Here is a 17979-nt window from a genome sequence, read left to right as displayed (position 1 = left end):
CACCCCTTTTCCCCGGCCCTGCCGTGGCCGCAGCATGACTCTGCGTACGCGAAACATCCCGTAGCGCGACGAAACGCGATCCGGGTGGGAAAGTTACGTGCATTCACCCCTTCCGGTGGCGCGACGGACAACCGTCCATCGCGCCACCCGTGCATCCGCTTACGTTCTTCCCGCTGCGAGTCGCCGGACCACGGTGGCCGCCAGCCGAGCGAGATCGGGGGTGCACTCATGCGGATCGGACTGCTTACGGAGGGTGGCTACCCGTACGCCACGGGTGAGTCCAGGCTCTGGTGCGACCGGCTCGTGCGCGGGCTCACGCCGCACGAGTTCGATGTGTACGCCCTCAGCCGCAGCGCCCGCCAGGAGGAGGCCGGCCGGCTCGAACTGCCCCCGCAGGTGACCAGCGTCCGTACGGCCCCGCTCTGGGCCCCCGAGGACGACTGCAAGAGGGGCTGGCCGAAGGCCTTCGTCGAAAGGGCGGTGGTGGGCGACGGGCGGGCTTACGGGCGGCGCGAACGGCGGTGGTTCGCGGAGCACTTCGGCGCCCTCGTGACCGGGGTCTGCGCCGAGGACGGCGCGACCGGCGCGCGCGCCTTCGCCGAGGGGCTCTACGGCCTCGCCGAACTCGCCCGTGAGCGCGGCGGCCTCTACGCCGCCCTGCGCTCCGAACTCGCCGTCCGCACCCTGGAGTCCGCCTGCCACGCGCCCGGCGCGCGCCGGGGCGTGGCCGCCGCGACCGTCCCGGACTACCTCGACGTCGTCGACCAGCTGGAGCGCGCGCTGCGCCCGCTGTCGCTCGACTGGTACGGCGACGACGCCCTCGGCGCGGTCGACCTCTGCCACGCCGCCTCCGGCGGATCGGCGGCGCTGCCCGGGCTTCTGGCCAAACGCTTCTTCGGTACTCCGCTGCTGGTCACCGAGTACGGCGTCCGGCTGCGCGCGCACTACCTCGCCACCGGCGAAGCGCCCCGGTCCGCCCCCGTCCGCGCGCTGCTCGCCGCCTTCCACGGCCGGCTCGCGGGCGAGGTGTACCGGCAGGCCTCGCTCCTCACCCCCGGCAACACGCACGCCCGGCGCTGGCAGGAGAAGTGCGGGGCGGACCGGGCGAAGCTGCGCACGGTGTACCCCGGCATGGAGTCCGAGCGGTTCACCGAGGTCGGCGAGGACGAGGAGAGCGGCGACCCGGCGACGCTCGTCTGGGTCGGCCGGGTGGAACCCGCCAAGGACCTCATCGCCCTGCTGCACGCCTTCGCCGAGGTGCGCAGGGCCCAGCCCGACGTACGGCTGCGGATCATCGCCGCGCCGGTGCGCGAGCCGGGCGCGGACGCGTACGTGGCGCACTGCAGGGCGCTCGCGGCCCAGCTCTTCCCGGACGAGGCGCCCGGCGCGCACGCCGTCGGCGAGAACCCGGTCTCCTTCGAGGAGATCGGCGGGCCCGAGGCGCCGACGCTCGCCGAGGCGTACGCGGCGGGCGCGGTCGTCGTCCTTTCCAGCGTCGTCGAGGGCTTCCCGATCAGCCTGGTCGAGGCGATGTTCTGCGCGCGGGCCACGGTCTCGACGGACGTCGGCGCGGTCGTCGAGGTCATCGGCGGCACCGGCCTCGTCGTACCCCCGCGCAATCCCCGGGCGCTCGCGGACGCCTGCCTGGCGCTGCTGCGCGACCCCGAGCGCCGGTACCGGCTGGGGGCGGCGGCGCGGGCCCGCGCGCTCGAACTCTTCACCGTCGAGCAGAACCTCGCGGCGTTCCGCGGCATGTACCTCGAACTCCTCTCCCACTCCCCGGTGCGCCGCCGTGCCGCCGAGGACGTCCCCTTCGCCCACCCGGCGGAGGCGTACGTCCCCGGCACCTGGGCGGACCAGCCCGTGAGCGCCGCCGCAGGAGACCCTGATGCCTGAAGGAGGCACCCCCATGCGCGGCCCCGCCGCCCCCCTGAGCCCCGGCCCCCGGGACTCCCACTCGGAGACGCTGCTCGAGACGACGGCGTTGACGGTGGCCGTGACGGTCTCCGTGACGACGGACGGCCAGCCGACCGCACCGGCGCCGGCGACTGAGGGGCCTGTGCCGTCCGTGCCCGCGCCGTCCGTGCCAGCGCCGACCGTGCCTGTGCCGTCCGTGCCCGCGCCGTCCGTGCCAGCGCCGACCGTGCCTGTGCCGTCCGTGCCTGTGCCGTCCGTGCCTGTGCCGTCCGTGCCCGCGCCGTCCGTGCCCGCGCCGTCCGTGCCAGCGCCGACCGTGCCCGCGCCGTCCGTCGTACCGGACGCCGCGCGTCCGGTGCCGCCGTCGGACCTCGACCTGCGGTCGGACGCGGTCGCCGACACGATCCCTCTGCCCACCCCGACGCCCGCACCGGCGGCCCAGCCCACCCCCGCCCCCTCCACCCCCGCCCCCTCCGACGCCGGCCCGATAGTGGGCGGGGGCCGGCGGGGGCCCGCCGACCCCGTCAAGGCGCTCATGCACCGGCACCGGGAGCTGTGCGAGCAGGCCGTCGACCCGCTGGAGATCGCCGCCGGACTCGAAGCGCACGGCGTGACCGACCGGACCGCCGCGCGGTTCCGGCACCGGGACGTGTTCTCGCTCGCCGAAGAGCTGTACGCGCGCGTGCCGCGGGGAAACGGGGCGCCCGCACGCCCCGCGCACGAGGACGGGACGCGCGCCGGGTGGGCCGGGTGGACCCTGGCCGCCCTGGCGCCCGGCGCCGTCACCGCCCTCGCCGTCATCGGACTCGCGCTCACCGAAGGGCCCGTGCGCCTCGCCGTCGGCGTGGCCGGGGCCCTCGGCCTGGCCGCCGCGCTCGCCGTCGCCGTCCGGCGCGGCCCCCTGCGCGCCGCCGGCCGCACCGTCCCCGCCGCCCGCGTCTGGACCCTCTGGCTCCTCGCGTACGCGCTCGGCGGGGACGGTCTCCTCCGGGCGACGCTCACCGGCGGGCCCGAGGGCCCCTGGCCCGTCACCCCCGCCCCGCTCCTCGGCCTCGCGCTCGCCGTGGTCCCCGCCGCCTGGTGCGCCCGGCTCTTCGCGGCCCGGGCCCGCCGCAGGCTCGGCGCCAGCCGTGGCCTGGAGGACTTCGCGGCGGGTACCCGCCCCCTGCTCCTCGCCACCGTCGCACTCCATCTCGCGGCCCTCGCGGGCCTGCTGAGCCTGACCGGCTTCGCCCCCGGCGCCCTCGCCCTCGGCACCCTGCTCCTGCTCGCCCGGCTGCTCACCGTCCACGGCTTCCCCGAGACCGCCGCCGGCGGCCTCGCCGCGGCCTGCGCGGGCGAGGCACTCGCCCTCGCGAGCGTCCTCGCGGCCCGGGTCCCCGGCTGCGACCTCCTCGCCGTCCCCGTCCGGACCCTCGTCGACACCTGGGGCCCCGGAGCCGTACCGACCGCCGTCTGCGGCGCCGCGGCGCTCGGGCTCCTCGCCCACGCCACCGCCACCCTCTCCCGGGCCTCGGCCCACGCCCCGGCCCACACCACCCACTGAACCCCGGCGCACCCGCGGAGCCGACGCCGCGGGCGCACCTCTCGCGCAGGACCCCATCCCAAGGAGACGAAAGAGACATGACCTCCCTACCCCCAGCAACGGCCGGTCGGCACGAAGGGGCCGCACGATGAGGGTGCTGCTGCTCGGAGCCAACGGCTTCCTCGGACGTTTCGTCGCCGACCGGCTGCTCGCCGACCCGGCCGTGCACCTCACCGCCCTCGGGCGGGGCGATGACGCCGACGTACGGTTCGACCTCGCCGGGGGCAGCCCCGGCGCGCTGACCCGCTTCCTGGACGCCGTCCACCCCGGAGTCGTCGTCAACTGCGCCGGCGCCACCCGCGGCGGCGCCCGCGACCTGACCCGGCACAACACCGTCGCCGTCGCCACCGTCTGCGAGGCGCTGCGCCGCAGTGGCTGCGGCGCCCGGCTCGTCCAGGTCGGCTGTGCCTCCGAGTACGGCCCCTCCCAGCCCGGCTCCTCCACCGCGGAGGACGCCGTGCCCCGCCCCGGCGGCCCGTACGGCGTCTCCAAGCTCGCCGCCACCGAACTCGTCCTCGGCTCCGGGCTCGACGCCGTCGTCCTGCGGGTCTTCTCCCCGGTCGGCCCCGGCACCCCGGCCGGCTCCCCGCTCGGCCGGCTCGCCGAGGCGATGCGCCGCGCCATGCAGGCGGGCGACGGCGAGCTCAAGCTCAGCGGCCTCGGCGTGCAGCGCGACTTCGTCGACGTACGGGACGTCGCCCGCGCCGTCCACGCCGCCTCGCTCTCCGCCGCCCAGGGCGTCGTCAACATCGGCACCGGACGGGCCGTCAAGCTCCGTGACGCCGCCGCCGTCCTGGCCAGGGTCGCCGGTTACGCCGGGTCCCTGCACGAGCTCGACGGCCCGCCCCAGCGGCCGATCATCGGCGCCCCGCGCACCGAGACCATCGCCGAGCAGCTGGCCGCCGCGCCCTATCCGTACCCCGACGGCTGCGGCAGCTGGCAGCAGGCCGACGTGCGCACCGCCCGCGACCGGCTCGGCTGGCGGCCCCGGATCAACCTCGAGGAATCACTCGCCGACATCTGGATGGAGGCGGCATGCCGCATCTGACCTCGACAGGAACGACGGAAGCCGTCCAGGAGATGGGGTTCGGCGTCCCCGGCTACGCGCACCCGCTGCTCGCCCCCGTCGAATGGGCCGAACTGAGCCGCCCCGGCACGCCCCTGCACTGGGCGGTGCTCAACGTCGCCGACGGGCCGGGGGACCGGCCCGACCCGCACTGTCTGGAGGCGGCGGGCCGGCTCAAGAACGCGTTCATGGCAGCCGAGCGAAGCTCGTCGTTGAGGGGCGGTGGTCGGGCGACGGGTGGGCGAGTCCTGGGGCATCTGGATCTGCGGCACGGCTCGCGCGACTTCGGCGAGATCGTCTCGGACGCTCACCGCTTCCTCGACTGGTACAAGGTCGACGGCTTCTACCTGGACCGCTGTCCCACCGACCGGGCCGACCTGCCCGAGGTGCGGCGCGTCACGGCCACCCTGGAGGCGGTGCTCGACGGCGAGGCCCACCTCGTCCTCGGCCACGGCGCCCATCCCTACCCGGGCTATGCCGAGGCCGCCGACCAGCTGGTCACCTTCTGCGGGCCGTGGACCGACTACCGCTGGTCGCAGGTGGCCGAGTGGACCGCCGAGTACCCGCCCGAGAAGTTCGTCCACCTCGTCCACGGGGTGCCGCGCAGCCACCTCGACGAGGCGATGCGGATCGCCCGTTGGCAGGGCGCCGGGACGATCTTCTTCACCGACCAGACGGGCCGTATCGACCACAACGGAAGAATCGGGGCGTTCCAGACACTGCCCGGCTACTGGGACGAAATCGTCTCGCGCATTGGACCGGGTGTCTCGGAATGAGGAGGGCCGTGGCAGTGTTACGGGGAGAACAACCGTACTGACATACCGACCAACGGAGTCCCCGTGTCGCTGCCACCCCTGGTCGAGCCGGCTGCCGAGCTCACCGTAGACGAGGTCCGCAGGTACTCCCGCCACCTGATCATCCCCGACGTGGGGATGGACGGGCAGAAGCGGCTGAAGAACGCCAAGGTGCTCTGTGTGGGCGCCGGTGGCCTCGGTTCGCCGGCCCTGATGTACCTGGCCGCGGCCGGTGTCGGCACGCTCGGCATCGTGGAGTTCGACGAGGTCGACGAGTCGAACCTGCAGCGCCAGATCATCCACAGCCAGGCGGACATCGGCCGCTCCAAGGCGGAGTCCGCCAAGGACTCGGTCCTCGGCATCAACCCGTACGTGAACGTGATCCTGCACGAAGAGCGGCTCGAAGCCGAGAACGTGATGGACATCTTCAGCCAGTACGACCTGATCGTCGACGGCACGGACAACTTCGCCACCCGCTACCTCGTCAACGACGCGGCCGTGCTGCTGAACAAGCCGTACGTGTGGGGCTCGATCTACCGCTTCGACGGCCAGGCGTCGGTGTTCTGGTCCGAGCACGGCCCCTGCTACCGCTGCCTCTACCCGGAGCCCCCGCCGCCGGGCATGGTCCCCTCCTGCGCCGAGGGCGGCGTGCTCGGCGTGCTCTGCGCGTCCATCGGCTCCATCCAGGTCACCGAGGCGATCAAGCTGCTCGCCGGCGTGGGCGACCCGCTGGTCGGCCGGCTGATGATCTACGACGCCCTGGAGATGCAGTACCGCCAGGTGAAGGTCCGCAAGGACCCGGACTGCGCGGTCTGCGGCGAGAACCCGACCGTCACCGAGCTCATCGACTACGAGGCCTTCTGCGGCGTCGTGTCCGAGGAGGCCCAGGAGGCGGCGCTCGGCTCGACGATCACTCCCAAGCAGCTCAAGGAGTGGATCGACGAGGGCGAGAACATCGACATCATCGACGTCCGTGAGATCAACGAGTACGAGATCGTCTCCATCCCGGGCGCGCGGCTGATCCCGAAGAACGAGTTCCTGATGGGCACCGCCCTCCAGGACCTGCCGCAGGACAAGCGGATCGTCCTGCACTGCAAGACGGGTGTCCGCAGTGCGGAAGTCCTCGCCGTGCTGAAGTCCGCGGGCTTCGCGGACGCGGTGCACGTCGGCGGCGGCGTGATCGGCTGGGTCCACCAGATCGAGCCCGAGAAGCCGGTCTACTAGACCGTCGTACGTACAGGGTGAAGGGCCCGGACCTGGCATCAGGTCCGGGCCCTTCTCGCGTACCTCAGGAGCAGCGCGTGCCGTACGCCGGGACCTTGCCGTCCAGGAGATAGCCGTCGACCGTCCGCGTCACGCAGGCGGACGTGCCGTACGCGCCATGGCCCTCGCCCTCGTTGCTGACCAGGACGCCCACGCCCGCGCCCAGCTCCTTCGCCATCCGCTCGGCGCCCTCGTACGGGGTCGCCGGGTCACCGGTCGTACCGACGACGAGGATCGGGCCCGCGCCCGGCGCGCTCGCGTCCGGGTCGGCCCGCTGTCCCTCCACCGGCCACTCGGCACACCACGCGGCCGTGTCCCAGGCCAGGAACGGGCCGAAGACGGGCGACAGCTTCGTGAACTCCGGGACCAGCGCCTTCGCCTGCGCGAGCGTCGGACGTTCGCTGGAGTCGGCGCAGGAGATCGCCCGCTGGGAGTGCGACTGGGTGCCGTAGTGGCCCGTCCCGTCCCGGTCGTTGTACCAGTCGGCGAGGCGCAGCAGTTCGGAGCCGTCGCCGCGGTCGGCCTTGGCCAGGGCGGCGGTCAGCAGCGACCAGCTGCTCTCGGAGTAGAGCGTGATCGCGATGCCGGTGAGCGCGAGGCCGTCGGTCAGCTTCCGGTCGCCGACGGCCAGCGGCGCCCGGTCCAGCTTCGCCAGGAGGCGGACGATCCGGGCGTTGCCGGCGGCCGGGCCCTCGCCGGTGCTCTTGAAGTAGTTGTCCAGGGCCCGCTGGAAGCCGATGGTCTGGTTGCGGGCATGGCCCGCGCCGTCGGCCGTCGGGTCGACCACGGCGTCGAGGACGGTCCGGCCGACGTGCTTCGGGAAGAGATGGGCGTAGGCGGCGCCGAGTTGGGTGCCGTAGGAGATCCCGAAGTAGTTCAGCTTCGCGTCGCCGAGGACGTGCCGGATCAGGTCCAGGTCGCGGGCGGTGTTGTCGGTGGTGGTGTGCGGGATGACCGTGCCGGAGCGGCGGGCGCACCCGGCGCCGAAGGCGGCGCCGTCGGCGACGTAGCCGGCCTCCTCGGCGGCGGTGTCCGGCGTGACGTCGGTACTGGCCTCGGCGGCGGCGAGCTCCTTGTCGTCGCGGCAGACGACTCCGGAGCTGCGGGCGACGCCGCGCGGGTCGAAGCCGACCAGGTCGTAGCGGCGGTTGAGGCCGCCGTACTCCTGGGCCGCGCGGGGCAGGATGTCGACGCCCGAGGCGCCCGGGCCGCCGAAGTTGAAGAGCAGCGAGCCGAGCCGCCGGTCCTTGTCGCGGGCCTCCTTGCGGATCAGCGCGATGGTCAGGGTCTCCCCGTCCGGCTTCGTGTGGTCGAGCGGCACGCGGACCCCGGCGCAGCGCCAGTCGGCGCCGGGCCGCTCGCCGCCCTCGGGGGCGGCGCAGCGCTTCCACTCGGGGCGCTGCCCGGTGAGCGCGGCGGGGAGCGTGGGGGTGGCCGGTGCCTTCGGTGCCTTGGCGTCGGTGGAGGTGCCGCTGCCGTCGGTGCGCGGGGTGGCGGTGGGCGGTTCGGTGCTCGCGCAGCCTGCGACCAGCAGCCCGGCGGCGGTCAGGGCCGCCACCCGTATCCGTATGGACAAGACACGTGTGGACAAGACAACCCCCGTGATCCGGACCGGAAGCCGTCATCCTAGGGCTACTTGCAGACGGTCCCGGAGGCGGGCACCTTCCCGTCCAGGAAGTACGCGTTCACGGTGTTCCGCACGCACGCGTTGCCGCCGTTGTACGCGCCGTGGCCCTCGCCCTCGAAGGTCAGCTCCACGCCGACGCCCTCGCCCAGCGCGTCCACCATCGCGCGCGTGCCCTCGTACGGGGTGGCCGGGTCGCCCGTCGTGCCGAGCACGAGGATGGGGGCGGAGCCGGGCGCGGAGACGTCGGGGTGCTCCCAGGTGCCGGGGACCGGCCACTGCGAGCAGCTCGACAGCGCCCAGGCCATGTAGTCGCCGAAGACCGCCGAGGTCTTACGGAACTCCGGCAGCCGTTCCTTGGCCTGGCCGAGGGTGTAGCGCTCCTTGAAGTCCACGCAGTTGATGGCCGCGTTGGCGGCCTGGATGTTGCTGTAACTGCCGTTCTGGTCACGACCGTTCATGGAGTCGGAGAGGGCGAGGAGGAGTCCGCCGTCGCCGCCGTCCGCCGCGTCGAGGCCCTGCTCCAGGTACTGCCAGAACTCCTTGGAGTACAGGGACTGCGCGATGCCGTTGATGGCCTGCGTCTGGGTGAGCTTGCGGTCGCCGATGCCGGCGATCGGCTTCTTGTCGAGCTCGGCGAGCAGGTCGAGGATGAACGACTCGATCTCGGCGACCGTCGAACCGGGCAGCGTGCACTCGTCGCCCCGCGCCACGCAGTCCTTCGCGAAGTTGTCCAGGGCGAGCTGGAAGCCCTTGGCCTGGCCGAGGGCGCCCGCCTCGGTGCCCGAGGTCGGGTCGACGACCGCGTCGAAGAGGGCGCGGCCGACGTTCTCGGGGAACATGTGGGCGTACACGCCGCCGAGTTCGGTGCCGTACGAGATCCCGAAGTAGTGGAGCTTGTCGTCGCCGAGGACCTCGCGCATCAGGTCCAGGTCGCGGGCGGCGTTCTCGGTGCCGACGTGCGGGAGCATCGTGCCGGACTCGTCCTCGCAGCCGGCGGCGTACGTCTTCTGCCCGTCGGAGAGGGCCTGTTCCTCGGCCGCGTCGTCCGGGGTGAAGTCCATGGCGTAGTAGGCGTCCAGCTCCCTGTCGCCCAGGCAGTTGACGTCCGCGCTGCGGCCCACGCCCCGGGGGTCGAAGGAGACCAGGTCGTAGCGGGCGCGGAGCTTCTCGTAGTCCGGCGCGAAGGACGGCAGGCCGGTGACCCCGGAGCCGCCGGGGCCGCCGAAGTTGTAGATCATGGAGCCGATGCGGTTGGCCTGGTCGCGGGCCGGGGCCCGGATGAGGGCCAGCTCGATGGTCTCGCCGTCGGGCTTCGCGTAGTCGAGGGGCGCGTCCATGAAGGAGCACTCCCAGGCCGCGCCGCCGGGCAGCGGCGAGGGCGCCGCTCCGCCGCCCTCGGCGGCCGACGGCGGCGGGCAGGGCGCCCACTCCAGCTGCTGCGCCGTGAGCCCGGCGAGGTCCGTGGGCCGGTCCGACGCCTCGTCGTCACCGCCGTCCGAACATCCGGCGGCGAGCAGCACGGTGGTCGCGGTCACGAGGGCGGCGCGCTGCGCGGCGGAGATCGGCATAGGGCCATGGTCCGCCGGACCCCCGTCCCCCGCGCGGGCGAGTGGGCCAGCCGGGGGAGGGGTGGGTGGGGTTCGCCTACGCGGCGTGGACCAGCTGGATCAGGTTGCCGCAGGTGTCGTCGAAGACCGCCGTCGTGACCGTGCCCATCGCCAGCGGGTCCTGGGTGAACCGCACACCGCGCGCGCTCAGCCGGTCGAACTCCGCCTGCACGTCGTCCACGGCGAAGGAGGCCAGCGGGATGCCGTCCTGGAACATCGCGTCCCGGTACGGCTTCACCGCGGAGTGCCCCTGGGAGGGCTCGAGGAGCAGTTCGGTCCCGTCCGGGCTCTCCGGGGAGACCACGGTCAGCCACCGGGCCGCGCCCAGCGGGATCTCGTGCTTCAGCTGGAAGCCGAGCACGTCGGTGTAGAACTTCAGGGCCTTGTCCTGGTCGTCGACGTAGATCGGGGTCAGGTGGATCCTCATGGGGTGCTCTCCGGTGTATGGGGCCTGAGCCACCGGGTCACGATGAGCTCAAGTGGTTCGGTGTTCAGGTCGTGGAACTTGTAGCGACCCTGGCGCCGGGTGTGGACCAGGCCCGCGGATTCCAGTACGGCCAGATGCTGGCTGATCGCCTGACGGGACAGCCCGAGGCCGTGCTTCGTCACCAGCCGTGTGCATATCTCGAAAAGGGTCTGGCCGTCCCGTTCCACCAGCTCATCGAGGATGCGCCGGCGCGTGGGATCGGCGAGTGCCTTGAAGACATCCTCCGCCATGACCCCCACGATAGGCAAGTGAATGCTTGCCTATCAAGTTAGGCCGGATGCGGGGCTGGCTACTTGGCCGGACGCGGGGCCGGATGCGGATACGCCGTACGACCCGGACAGGCCCTAGAGAGCGCCCCTCTTCGTCAGCCAGTTGAAGCAGATCCACCCGGGCAGCACCGGCAGCCACAGCGTCAGGAGCCGGTACAGCAGCACCGCCGGGGTCGCTACCTCGATGGGGAGGCCGACCGCGACCAGACCGAGGGTCAGCGCGGTCTCGACCGCGCCCACACCGCCGGGCGTCGGCGCCGCCGAGCCGAGCGCGTTGCCCGCGAGGAAGACGACCGCCACGCTGGCGTAGCTCAGCCCCTGGCTCTCGTGGCCGAACGCGCGGATCGACGCGTCCAGGCAGAGCACGAACAAACCGGTCAGGAGCAGCATCCCGCCGATGCCCGTGAGGAGCTTCAGCGGCCGCTGGAGCACGTCCAGCATGCGCGGCACGACACCCGCGAAGAGCGAGCGCAGCCGCGTCGACACGAACTTCCGCATGAACGGGATCGCTGTGACCACGAGCACCAGGACGGCGACCGTCAGCAGACCGGCGATGACCGTCCTCGACGGGGTGAACGACTGCGACTTCTCCGTACCCGTCAGATAGCCGAAGGCGAGCAGCAGCAGGATGTGCGCCCCGAGCCCGAACAGCTGCGACGCGCCGACGCTCGCCACCGCGAGCCCCGGCCGCACCCCCGAGCGCTGGAGGAACCGGGTGTTCAGCGCGACACCGCCGACCGCCGCCGGGGCGACGATCTTCACGAACGACCCGGCCACCTGGGCGACCACCGTGCGCCAGAAGCCGACCCGTTCCGGTACGAAGCCGAGCAGGCTCATCGCGGCGGCGACGTAGCTCAGCGCCGAGAACAGCACGGCCGCGGCCACCCAGCGCCAGTCCGCCGAGCTGATCGTCGACAGCGGCGTCCGGGCGATCTGCGAGAGCAGGAAGTACGCGGCGACGGCGCCGGCGATGAGACTGATGAGCGTGCGGGGCTTGATCCGCTCCAGGCGGACCGGTTCGACCGGTGCCTGCGGCCGGATCAGCAGCACCTGCTGGCGGATCTGCGCCAGCAGGTCCTCCTCGCGGGCCTCGTCGAGGGCGTCGTCGATGGCCCGCTTCTCGGCCTGCTTCTCCGCCTTCTCCAGCTTCCGGTCCGACTTGCGGTCGATCTTGGCCTCGGCGGTGCCGGCGTCGGAGCCCGCCGCCTCCACGCGGGCCCGCTTGGTCGCCTCCGAGGCTTCGAGGACGGCCTCACGCTCGCGCTTCGACCGCTCGCGGGCCAGTCTCCTGAGCGTCGCGCGCGTGGAGCGGCTCAGCGCGATCGGCTGGAGGAGGGGCAGACAGTCGGCGATGGCGTCCGGGCCGAGGACCTCCACGGCCCCGGCCACCGCGCGCTCGGCGCCCACCCGCAGACCGAGGGTGGTGAGCAGCTGGGCGATGTCCATCCGCAGGACCAGGTCGCCCGCGGCGATCTCACCGCCCCGCAGATCCGTCAGGATCACCTTGCCGGAACGATCCACCAGAATCGCGTCGCCCGTGAGCCTCCGGTGCGCGATGCGGCGCGACTGGAGCGCGCGCACCTGACGCCAGGAGCTCCGTACCAGATCATCGGTGATCTCCGCGTCGTCCAGCGAGTCCAGGGTCCGGCCGCCCAGGTGCTCGTACACGAGCATGACGGCGTCCGGGCCGAGCTCCGAGGTGGCGATCAGCTTCGGCGCGTTCGCCCCGGCGGCGATCGCCGCGTACGCGAGCAGCGCCTCCTGCTCCAGGGCCTGGCGCAGCGACACGATCGAGCGGCGGGTGGTGATCGCCCGCAGGGTCAGCCGGCGCCACGCGCGGTAGAAGAAGCCGTGCGCCTGCTGCTCCCGGTCCACGACCGTGACGTCGAGCGGAGGCCCCTCCTCCAGGGTGACGATGTACCGGCGGCCGCGGTCCGCGCTGTCGGCGGAGTCCGGCACGCCCGCGCCCTCCGCGCGTAGAGCCGTGACCGGCTTGAACCCGACCCGGCGCAGACCGGCCAGGAGGGTCTGCCCGGTGGGGCGGACGTTGGGGGAGCCGACGGCGTAGAGCGTTCCGTACGCGACGGTCCAGCCGATCAGCACGGTCAGGATGACCGAGAACGCGGTGGTGTACCCGGCGACCAGCATCGTGAACGCGTCGAGCAGCAGCACCGCCCACAGGCTCACCCGCCAGCGAGGTCTACGGGCCATGCCGACGGCGGTCATGTACGCGATGACCGGCGCGAGGTAGTTGTGCACCGGGTCGGTGAGACCGCCCCCGGTCGCGGGCTGGGTCAGCGCGTCCTGGATGGTGCCGGGCGCGGCCTTGGCGACCCAGAGGTCGGTGGCGAGGGTGACGCCGTGGGCGAGGACGGCGGCGAGGACGCCGTCGGCGATCCGCAGGCCGTCGCGTTTGATCAGCCGCTCGATGGCGAAGGCGACCGGCACGAGGAGCACGGCGATGCTGGAGACGAGCCCGGCGATCTTGACGAAGACGTCGGGGGCGCCGCCCGCGCCCTTGTTGATGTCCTCCTCCAGACCGGAGGTGGTGCCGTGGGCGAACGCGGCGATGGCGATGACCAGGGCGATCGCGAAGACGCCGATGAGCAGCCGCATCAGGTCCGAGGGCCGGTGCACGCGGGCGGCGAGCAGCGGCTCGTCCTGCGACACGCGGTCGCTCGGCTCGCCCTCGGGGATGGACTCGGGAACGAGCTCGGGGGAGGGACCGTGGCCGTGACCGTGGCCGCGGTGCCCGTGCCGGGGGGCGGGCGTGCTTTCGGGCGTGGGAGCGCTTTCCGGGGTGGGCCTGTCCGGGGGCGGCGTGCTTTCGGGCGTGCTGCCGGGCTCGGGCGTGCTGCCGGGCTCGGGCGTGCTGCCGGGCTTGGGCGTGCCGCCGGGCTTGGGCGCGCTGCCGGGCTTGGGCGCGCTGCCGGGCTTGGGCGTGCTTTCGGGCGTGCCGGGGCGCGCCTCCTCCTCAGGAGGCTGAGCGTCGTGCCCCATCACCATGTCCGTCTCTGCCTGTGTCGTACGTACCGCGTGTTCGTCGTCTCGTACGAATTGTTGTTCTTCTTGTTCGTCTTGTCGCTCTTGATCTCGTATCACCAGTCACCGCCCGGATGATGGTGGCATGAAGCGGCGCCCCCCGGAGGCATCAGGGCGTTGTCGGTGGGGTGAGGCAGGATGGGGCGGATGAGCGTGGAGGAGCTTCCGGAGTACGCGGAACGGGTCCTTGAGGTCGCGGAGCTGATCCCGCCGGGCCGCGTGATGACGTACGGAGACGTGGCCGAATGGCTCGGCGAGGGGGGCCCGCGCCAGGTCGGCCGGGTGATGGCCCTCTACGGCGGGGCGGTGCCGTGGTGGCGCGTGGTGCGCGCGGACGGCGCGCTGCTGCCGGGCCACGAGCTGCGCGCCCTCGGCCACTACCGGGACGAGGGCACCCCGCTGCGCGAGACCGGCCGCTCGGCCTCGGCCGAGGGGCACATGCCGAAGCTCGACATGCGGCGGGCGCGCTGGGACGGGGAGGGCGGCGCGGGCGGCGCCGGCGGGGAGCCGCGTGCGGGAACTCACACGTGACAGCTTTGCCCATGGCCGGACGGGCCGGGTGCCGCGATGACGGTACGGAGGCCCGTAAGGAGTACGGCACGGGTGCCCTCCGTATCCCGTAACGTCGTCGTTCGCCCCGTACACATCTCCACCTCTCCGCCACTTCGCTCAGGACCGGTCGATCCACGTGAGTTCCTCCTCCACCACCCGGCGTACGCCGTACCAGGGGCGGACCACGGGCGCGTACCGGCTGGTGCGTACCGCCCCGGAGCGGGTGGATCCCCCTGTCCTTGACGCAACGCAGCGGGAAGTGGTTGACCACGCGGGCGGACCGTTGCTCGTCCTGGCCGGACCGGGCACCGGAAAGACGACGACGCTGGTGGAGGCGGTCGCCGCCCGGATCGAGCAGGGCGCGGACCCGGAGCGGATCCTCGTCCTCACCTTCAGCCGCAAGGCGGCGGTCGAGCTGCGTGACCGGATGGCAGCGCGAATCGGAGGGGCGCGGCCGCCGCAGGCGACGACCTTCCACTCCTACTGTTACGCCCTGATCCGCGCGCACCAGGACGCGGAGCTGTTCGCGGAGCCGCTGCGGCTGCTGTCGGGACCGGAGCAGGACCTCGCCGTACGCGAGCTCCTGGCGGGCCAGCTCGACCTGGAGAAGTCAGGTCTCGCGCGCGTGCGGTGGCCCGACGAGCTGCGGGCCTGCCTGACCACGCGCGGCTTCGCCGACGAGGTACGGGCGGTGCTCGCGCGCTCCCGTGAGCTGGGGCTCGGGCCGCGGGCGCTCGCGGAGTTCGCCCAGCGGGTGGGGCGGCCGGACTGGAAGGCGGCGGCCGGCTTCCTGGCGGAGTACCTGGACGTCCTGGACCTCCAGGGGGTCCTCGACTACACGGAGCTGGTGCACCGGGCGGTGCTGCTCGCGGAGCGGGTGACGCTGCCGGAGTACGACGCGGTCTTCGTGGACGAGTACCAGGACACGGACCCGGCACAGGTGCGGCTGCTGCGGGCGCTGGCGGGTGGCGGGAGGACGGTGGTCGCCTTCGGCGACCCGGACCAGTCGATCTACGCGTTCCGGGGCGCGGACGTGAACGGCATCCTCGACTTCCCGGACACGTTCGTGGGCCGGGACGGGCGGTCGGCGGAGGTTCGCGTCCTGACCCGTTCCCGGCGCTCGGGCAAGGAGCTCCTCGCCGCGACCCGCGAGCTGACCCGGCGGATGCCGCTGCCCCGACTGCCCGCCGACAAGGTCCGCGCCCACCGCGACCTGGCGCCGGTACGGGGCGGTGGGCGGGTGGACGTCTTCACGTACCCGACCCCGTCCACGGAGTCGGACAACATCGCCGACCTGCTGCGCCGCGCGCACCTGGAGGACGGGGTCCCGTGGCGCGACATGGCGGTCCTGGTCCGCGCGACCTCCACCGTCCCGGCCCTCCGCCGCGCCCTCACCTCGGCCGGCGTCCCCCTGGAGACGGACACCGCCGACACCCCGCTACGACACGAACCGGCGGTCGCCCCGCTACTGCTGGCCCTACGCGCGGCAGCGACCCCGCCGAGCGAGCCGCCGGTCCCCGCCGCGTCGGCCCCGGCTCCTGCGGGCCCTGACGGCCCGGCTCGGGGCCGAGCGGTGGGGTCGGCCGACGGCTCGTCGCAGCCGGACGCCGCCGGGCTCGTCCCCGAAGGGGACGGCCAGGGGTCTGCCGATGCGAGCGCGGCGACCTGTGGGGACGGGTCCGCCGACGGTTCGGCGCGGCCAGGCGTTGCCGGGCTCGGCGCGGCCGGCAACGCCGGCGCCGGGCCGGCGCCGACGGCCGACGGGCAGCCGACCGACGCCGCGCCGGTCGGCGAGGGGTCCACCGGCGACGCGCCCCGCCCCCAGGCACCCCCCGCGGAGTCCGCCGGGTGGCTCGACGTCGAGACCGCGCTGTCTCTCCTCGCCTCGCCGCTCGCCGGGATGGATCCCGCCGATCTGCGGCGGCTCGGGCGGGCCCTGCGGGACGAGGAGCGGGCCGGGGGGAACAAGGTGCCGCCGCCCTCCGACGTGCTGCTCGCCCGTGCGCTCGCCGAGCCCGAGCGGCTCGGCGCGCACGACCAGTCGTACGCCCGGGGCGCCAAGCGGCTCGGCGAGCTGCTCCTGCAGGCACGCAACCGGCTCGCCGCCGGCGGCACCGCCGAAGAGGCCCTCTGGCTGCTCTGGAACGGCACCCCCTGGCCCGGCCGCCTCGAGCGCGCCGCGCTCCGGAGCGGCCCGGCCGGCCGTAACGCCGACCGCGACCTCGACGCCCTGTGCGCCCTCTTCGAGACCGCCGCCCGCGCCGAGGACCGCGTCGGCGGCCGCGGCGCCCTGAACTTCCTCGAAGAGCTCGACGCCCAGGACATCGCCGCCAACACCCTCACCAAGCGCCAGACCCGCCCCGACGCCGTCCGCCTCATGACCGCCCACCGCGCCAAGGGCCTCGAATGGAGCTTCGTCGTCGTCGCCGGAGTCCAGGAAGGCCTCTGGCCCGACCTCCGCCGCCGCGGCTCCCTCCTCGAAGCCGACCGCATCGGCCGCGACGGCCTCGCCGAACCCCTCACCCCCGGCGCCCTCCTCGCCGAGGAGCGCCGCCTCTTCTACGTCGCCGCCACCCGCGCCCGCGACCGGCTCGTCGTCACCGCCGTCAAGGCCCCCGCCGACGACGGCGACCAGCCCTCCCGCTTCCTCACCGAACTCGGCCCCGAACCCAAGGACGTCCCCGGCCGCCCCCGCCGCCCCCTCGCCGTCGCCGCGCTCGTCGCCGAACTGCGCGCCACGACCGTCGACCCCGCCGCCTCCGACGCCCTCCGCGACGCCGCCGCGCAGCGCCTCGCCCAACTCGCCGCGCTCACCGACGACGAGGGCCAGCCGCTCGTCCCGGCCGCCCACCCCGACCGCTGGTGGGGCCTGTTCGAACCCACCCGCAGCCAGGTGCCGCTGCGCGACCGCGACCACCCCGTCACCCTGTCCGGCTCCGCCCTCGACCAGCTCGCCAACACCTGCGCCCTCCAGTGGTTCCTGGGCCGCGAGGTCAAGGCCGCCGCCCCCGCCACCGCCGCCCAGGGCTTCGGCAACGTCGTCCACGTCCTCGCCGACGAGGTCGCCTCCGGCCGTACCCCCGCCGACCTCGACGTCCTCATGGCCCGCCTCGACTCCGTCTGGGACGCGCTCGCCTTCGACGCCCCCTGGAAGTCCGCCCAGGAGAAGCAGCACGCGCGCGTGGCGCTGGAACGCTTCCTGAGCTGGCACGTCATGGACCGCGCCGGCCGCACCCCCGCCGCCACCGAGCACGACTTCGACGTGACCCTCGAAGCCGGCGCGTACGAGGTCCGGATCCGCGGCTCCATGGACCGCGTCGAGACCGACGAACACGGCCGCGCCTACGTCGTCGACTTCAAGACCGGCAAGTCCGCGCCCACCAAGGACGAGGTCGCGCACCACCCCCAGCTCGCCGTCTACCAGCTCGCGGTACGCGAAGGAGCCCTGGACGAGGTCTTCGACGGCCACCGCCCCGAACCCGGCGGCGCCGAACTCGTACAGCTGCGCCAGCCCGCCCCCAAGAAGGAGGGCGGGGACGCGCTCCCGAAGGTCCAGGCACAGGAACCCCTCGCGGGGGAGTGGGTCGGCGACCTCCTCGCCACCGCCGCCGGCCGCGTCCTCGACGAACGCTTCACGCCCAGCACCGGTACGCACTGCACCCACTGCACCTTCCGCTCCGCGTGCAGCGCGCAGCCGGAGGGCCGCCACGTCGTGGAGTGAAGTCGCGGGCTTACGTCCCTGGGGTCACCCTGGTGGGTGAACGGGGAAT

12 protein-coding genes are annotated in these 17979 nt (G+C 73.6%); 7 read left to right on the top strand and 5 right to left on the bottom strand.

Translation table 11 applies throughout. From position 1 onward, the window contains the following. Positions 1 to 228: 228 nt before the first annotated feature. The 5 genes from Q5762_RS08035 to moeZ all read left to right on the top strand — a co-directional run bounded on the left by Q5762_RS08035 (position 229) and on the right by moeZ (position 6586). Entirely contained in the window at positions 229 to 1896 is a 1668-nt protein-coding gene (locus Q5762_RS08035; protein WP_315891296.1) for a DUF3492 domain-containing protein, read from the top strand. A gap of 397 nt (positions 1897 to 2293) precedes the next feature. Further along, positions 2294 to 3463 carry a hypothetical protein gene (locus tag Q5762_RS08030; RefSeq protein ID WP_399494754.1) on the top strand — a complete coding sequence of 390 codons (1170 nt, stop codon included), beginning with the start codon at positions 2294 to 2296 and terminating at the stop codon, positions 3461 to 3463. Between the two features lie 127 nt (positions 3464 to 3590). Next, entirely contained in the window at positions 3591 to 4550 is a 960-nt protein-coding gene (locus Q5762_RS08025) for an NAD-dependent epimerase/dehydratase (RefSeq protein WP_315891294.1), read from the top strand. Further along, positions 4538 to 5344, top strand: coding sequence for a spherulation-specific family 4 protein (locus Q5762_RS08020; protein ID WP_315891293.1), 807 nt, complete (start codon positions 4538 to 4540; stop codon positions 5342 to 5344). The genes Q5762_RS08025 and Q5762_RS08020 overlap by 13 nt, the downstream gene beginning before the upstream one ends. Before the next feature lie 63 nt (positions 5345 to 5407). Next, on the top strand, positions 5408 to 6586 hold the full coding sequence (gene moeZ / locus Q5762_RS08015) for an adenylyltransferase/sulfurtransferase MoeZ (RefSeq protein WP_315891292.1): 1179 nt from the start codon (positions 5408 to 5410) through the stop codon (positions 6584 to 6586). Between the two features lie 64 nt (positions 6587 to 6650). On the opposite strand, the gene Q5762_RS08010 is transcribed toward moeZ, so the two are convergent. The 5 genes from Q5762_RS08010 to Q5762_RS07990 form a co-directional block, all read right to left on the bottom strand. Continuing rightward, a complete protein-coding gene (locus Q5762_RS08010) occupies positions 6651 to 8216 on the bottom strand; it encodes an alpha/beta hydrolase (RefSeq protein WP_399494675.1) in 1566 nt (521 codons plus the stop codon). Between the two features lie 41 nt (positions 8217 to 8257). Then, a complete protein-coding gene (locus Q5762_RS08005) occupies positions 8258 to 9820 on the bottom strand; it encodes an alpha/beta hydrolase (RefSeq protein WP_315891291.1) in 1563 nt (520 codons plus the stop codon). A gap of 76 nt (positions 9821 to 9896) precedes the next feature. Then, positions 9897 to 10286 carry a VOC family protein gene (locus Q5762_RS08000; protein WP_315891290.1) on the bottom strand — a complete coding sequence of 130 codons (390 nt, stop codon included), beginning with the start codon at positions 10284 to 10286 and terminating at the stop codon, positions 9897 to 9899. Further along, positions 10283 to 10576, bottom strand: a complete 294-nt coding sequence (locus Q5762_RS07995) for a metalloregulator ArsR/SmtB family transcription factor (RefSeq protein WP_315891289.1) — start codon at positions 10574 to 10576, stop codon at positions 10283 to 10285. Before Q5762_RS07995 ends, Q5762_RS08000 begins: the two co-directional genes overlap by 4 nt. A gap of 114 nt (positions 10577 to 10690) precedes the next feature. Continuing rightward, on the bottom strand, positions 10691 to 13615 hold the full coding sequence (locus tag Q5762_RS07990; RefSeq protein WP_315891288.1) for a lysylphosphatidylglycerol synthase domain-containing protein: 2925 nt from the start codon (positions 13613 to 13615) through the stop codon (positions 10691 to 10693). Between the two features lie 180 nt (positions 13616 to 13795). On the opposite strand from Q5762_RS07990, the gene Q5762_RS07985 reads away from it, so the two are divergent. Together Q5762_RS07985 and Q5762_RS07980 are read left to right on the top strand one after the other, a co-directional pair. Next, positions 13796 to 14188, top strand: a complete 393-nt coding sequence (locus Q5762_RS07985; protein ID WP_315891287.1) for an MGMT family protein — start codon at positions 13796 to 13798, stop codon at positions 14186 to 14188. A gap of 157 nt (positions 14189 to 14345) precedes the next feature. After that, positions 14346 to 17930, top strand: a complete 3585-nt coding sequence (locus Q5762_RS07980; protein WP_315891286.1) for an ATP-dependent DNA helicase — start codon at positions 14346 to 14348, stop codon at positions 17928 to 17930. Positions 17931 to 17979 lie beyond the last annotated feature (49 nt).

The organism is Streptomyces sp. P9(2023) (assembly GCF_032436795.1).
In the GTDB taxonomy this organism is placed as follows: Bacteria; Actinomycetota; Actinomycetes; order Streptomycetales; family Streptomycetaceae; genus Streptomyces.
Note: the sequence above shows the minus strand (reverse complement) of the source record. Positions and strands in the feature narration are given on the sequence as shown.

What these genes read in the sequence shown, in the direction of transcription:
- Q5762_RS07990 (WP_315891288.1), bottom strand. Translation starts at nt 13,615, where the DNA reads ATGGGGCACGACGCTCAGCCTCCTGAGGAGGAGGCGCGCCCCGGCACG.
- Q5762_RS08005 (WP_315891291.1), bottom strand. Translation starts at nt 9,820, where the DNA reads ATGCCGATCTCCGCCGCGCAGCGCGCCGCCCTCGTGACCGCGACCACC.
- Q5762_RS08025 (WP_315891294.1), top strand. Translation starts at nt 3,591, where the DNA reads ATGAGGGTGCTGCTGCTCGGAGCCAACGGCTTCCTCGGACGTTTCGTC.
- Q5762_RS07995 (WP_315891289.1), bottom strand. Translation starts at nt 10,576, where the DNA reads ATGGCGGAGGATGTCTTCAAGGCACTCGCCGATCCCACGCGCCGGCGC.
- Q5762_RS08020 (WP_315891293.1), top strand. Translation starts at nt 4,538, where the DNA reads ATGCCGCATCTGACCTCGACAGGAACGACGGAAGCCGTCCAGGAGATG.
- Q5762_RS08000 (WP_315891290.1), bottom strand. Translation starts at nt 10,286, where the DNA reads ATGAGGATCCACCTGACCCCGATCTACGTCGACGACCAGGACAAGGCC.
- Q5762_RS07985 (WP_315891287.1), top strand. Translation starts at nt 13,796, where the DNA reads ATGGGGCGGATGAGCGTGGAGGAGCTTCCGGAGTACGCGGAACGGGTC.
- Q5762_RS08035 (WP_315891296.1), top strand. Translation starts at nt 229, where the DNA reads ATGCGGATCGGACTGCTTACGGAGGGTGGCTACCCGTACGCCACGGGT.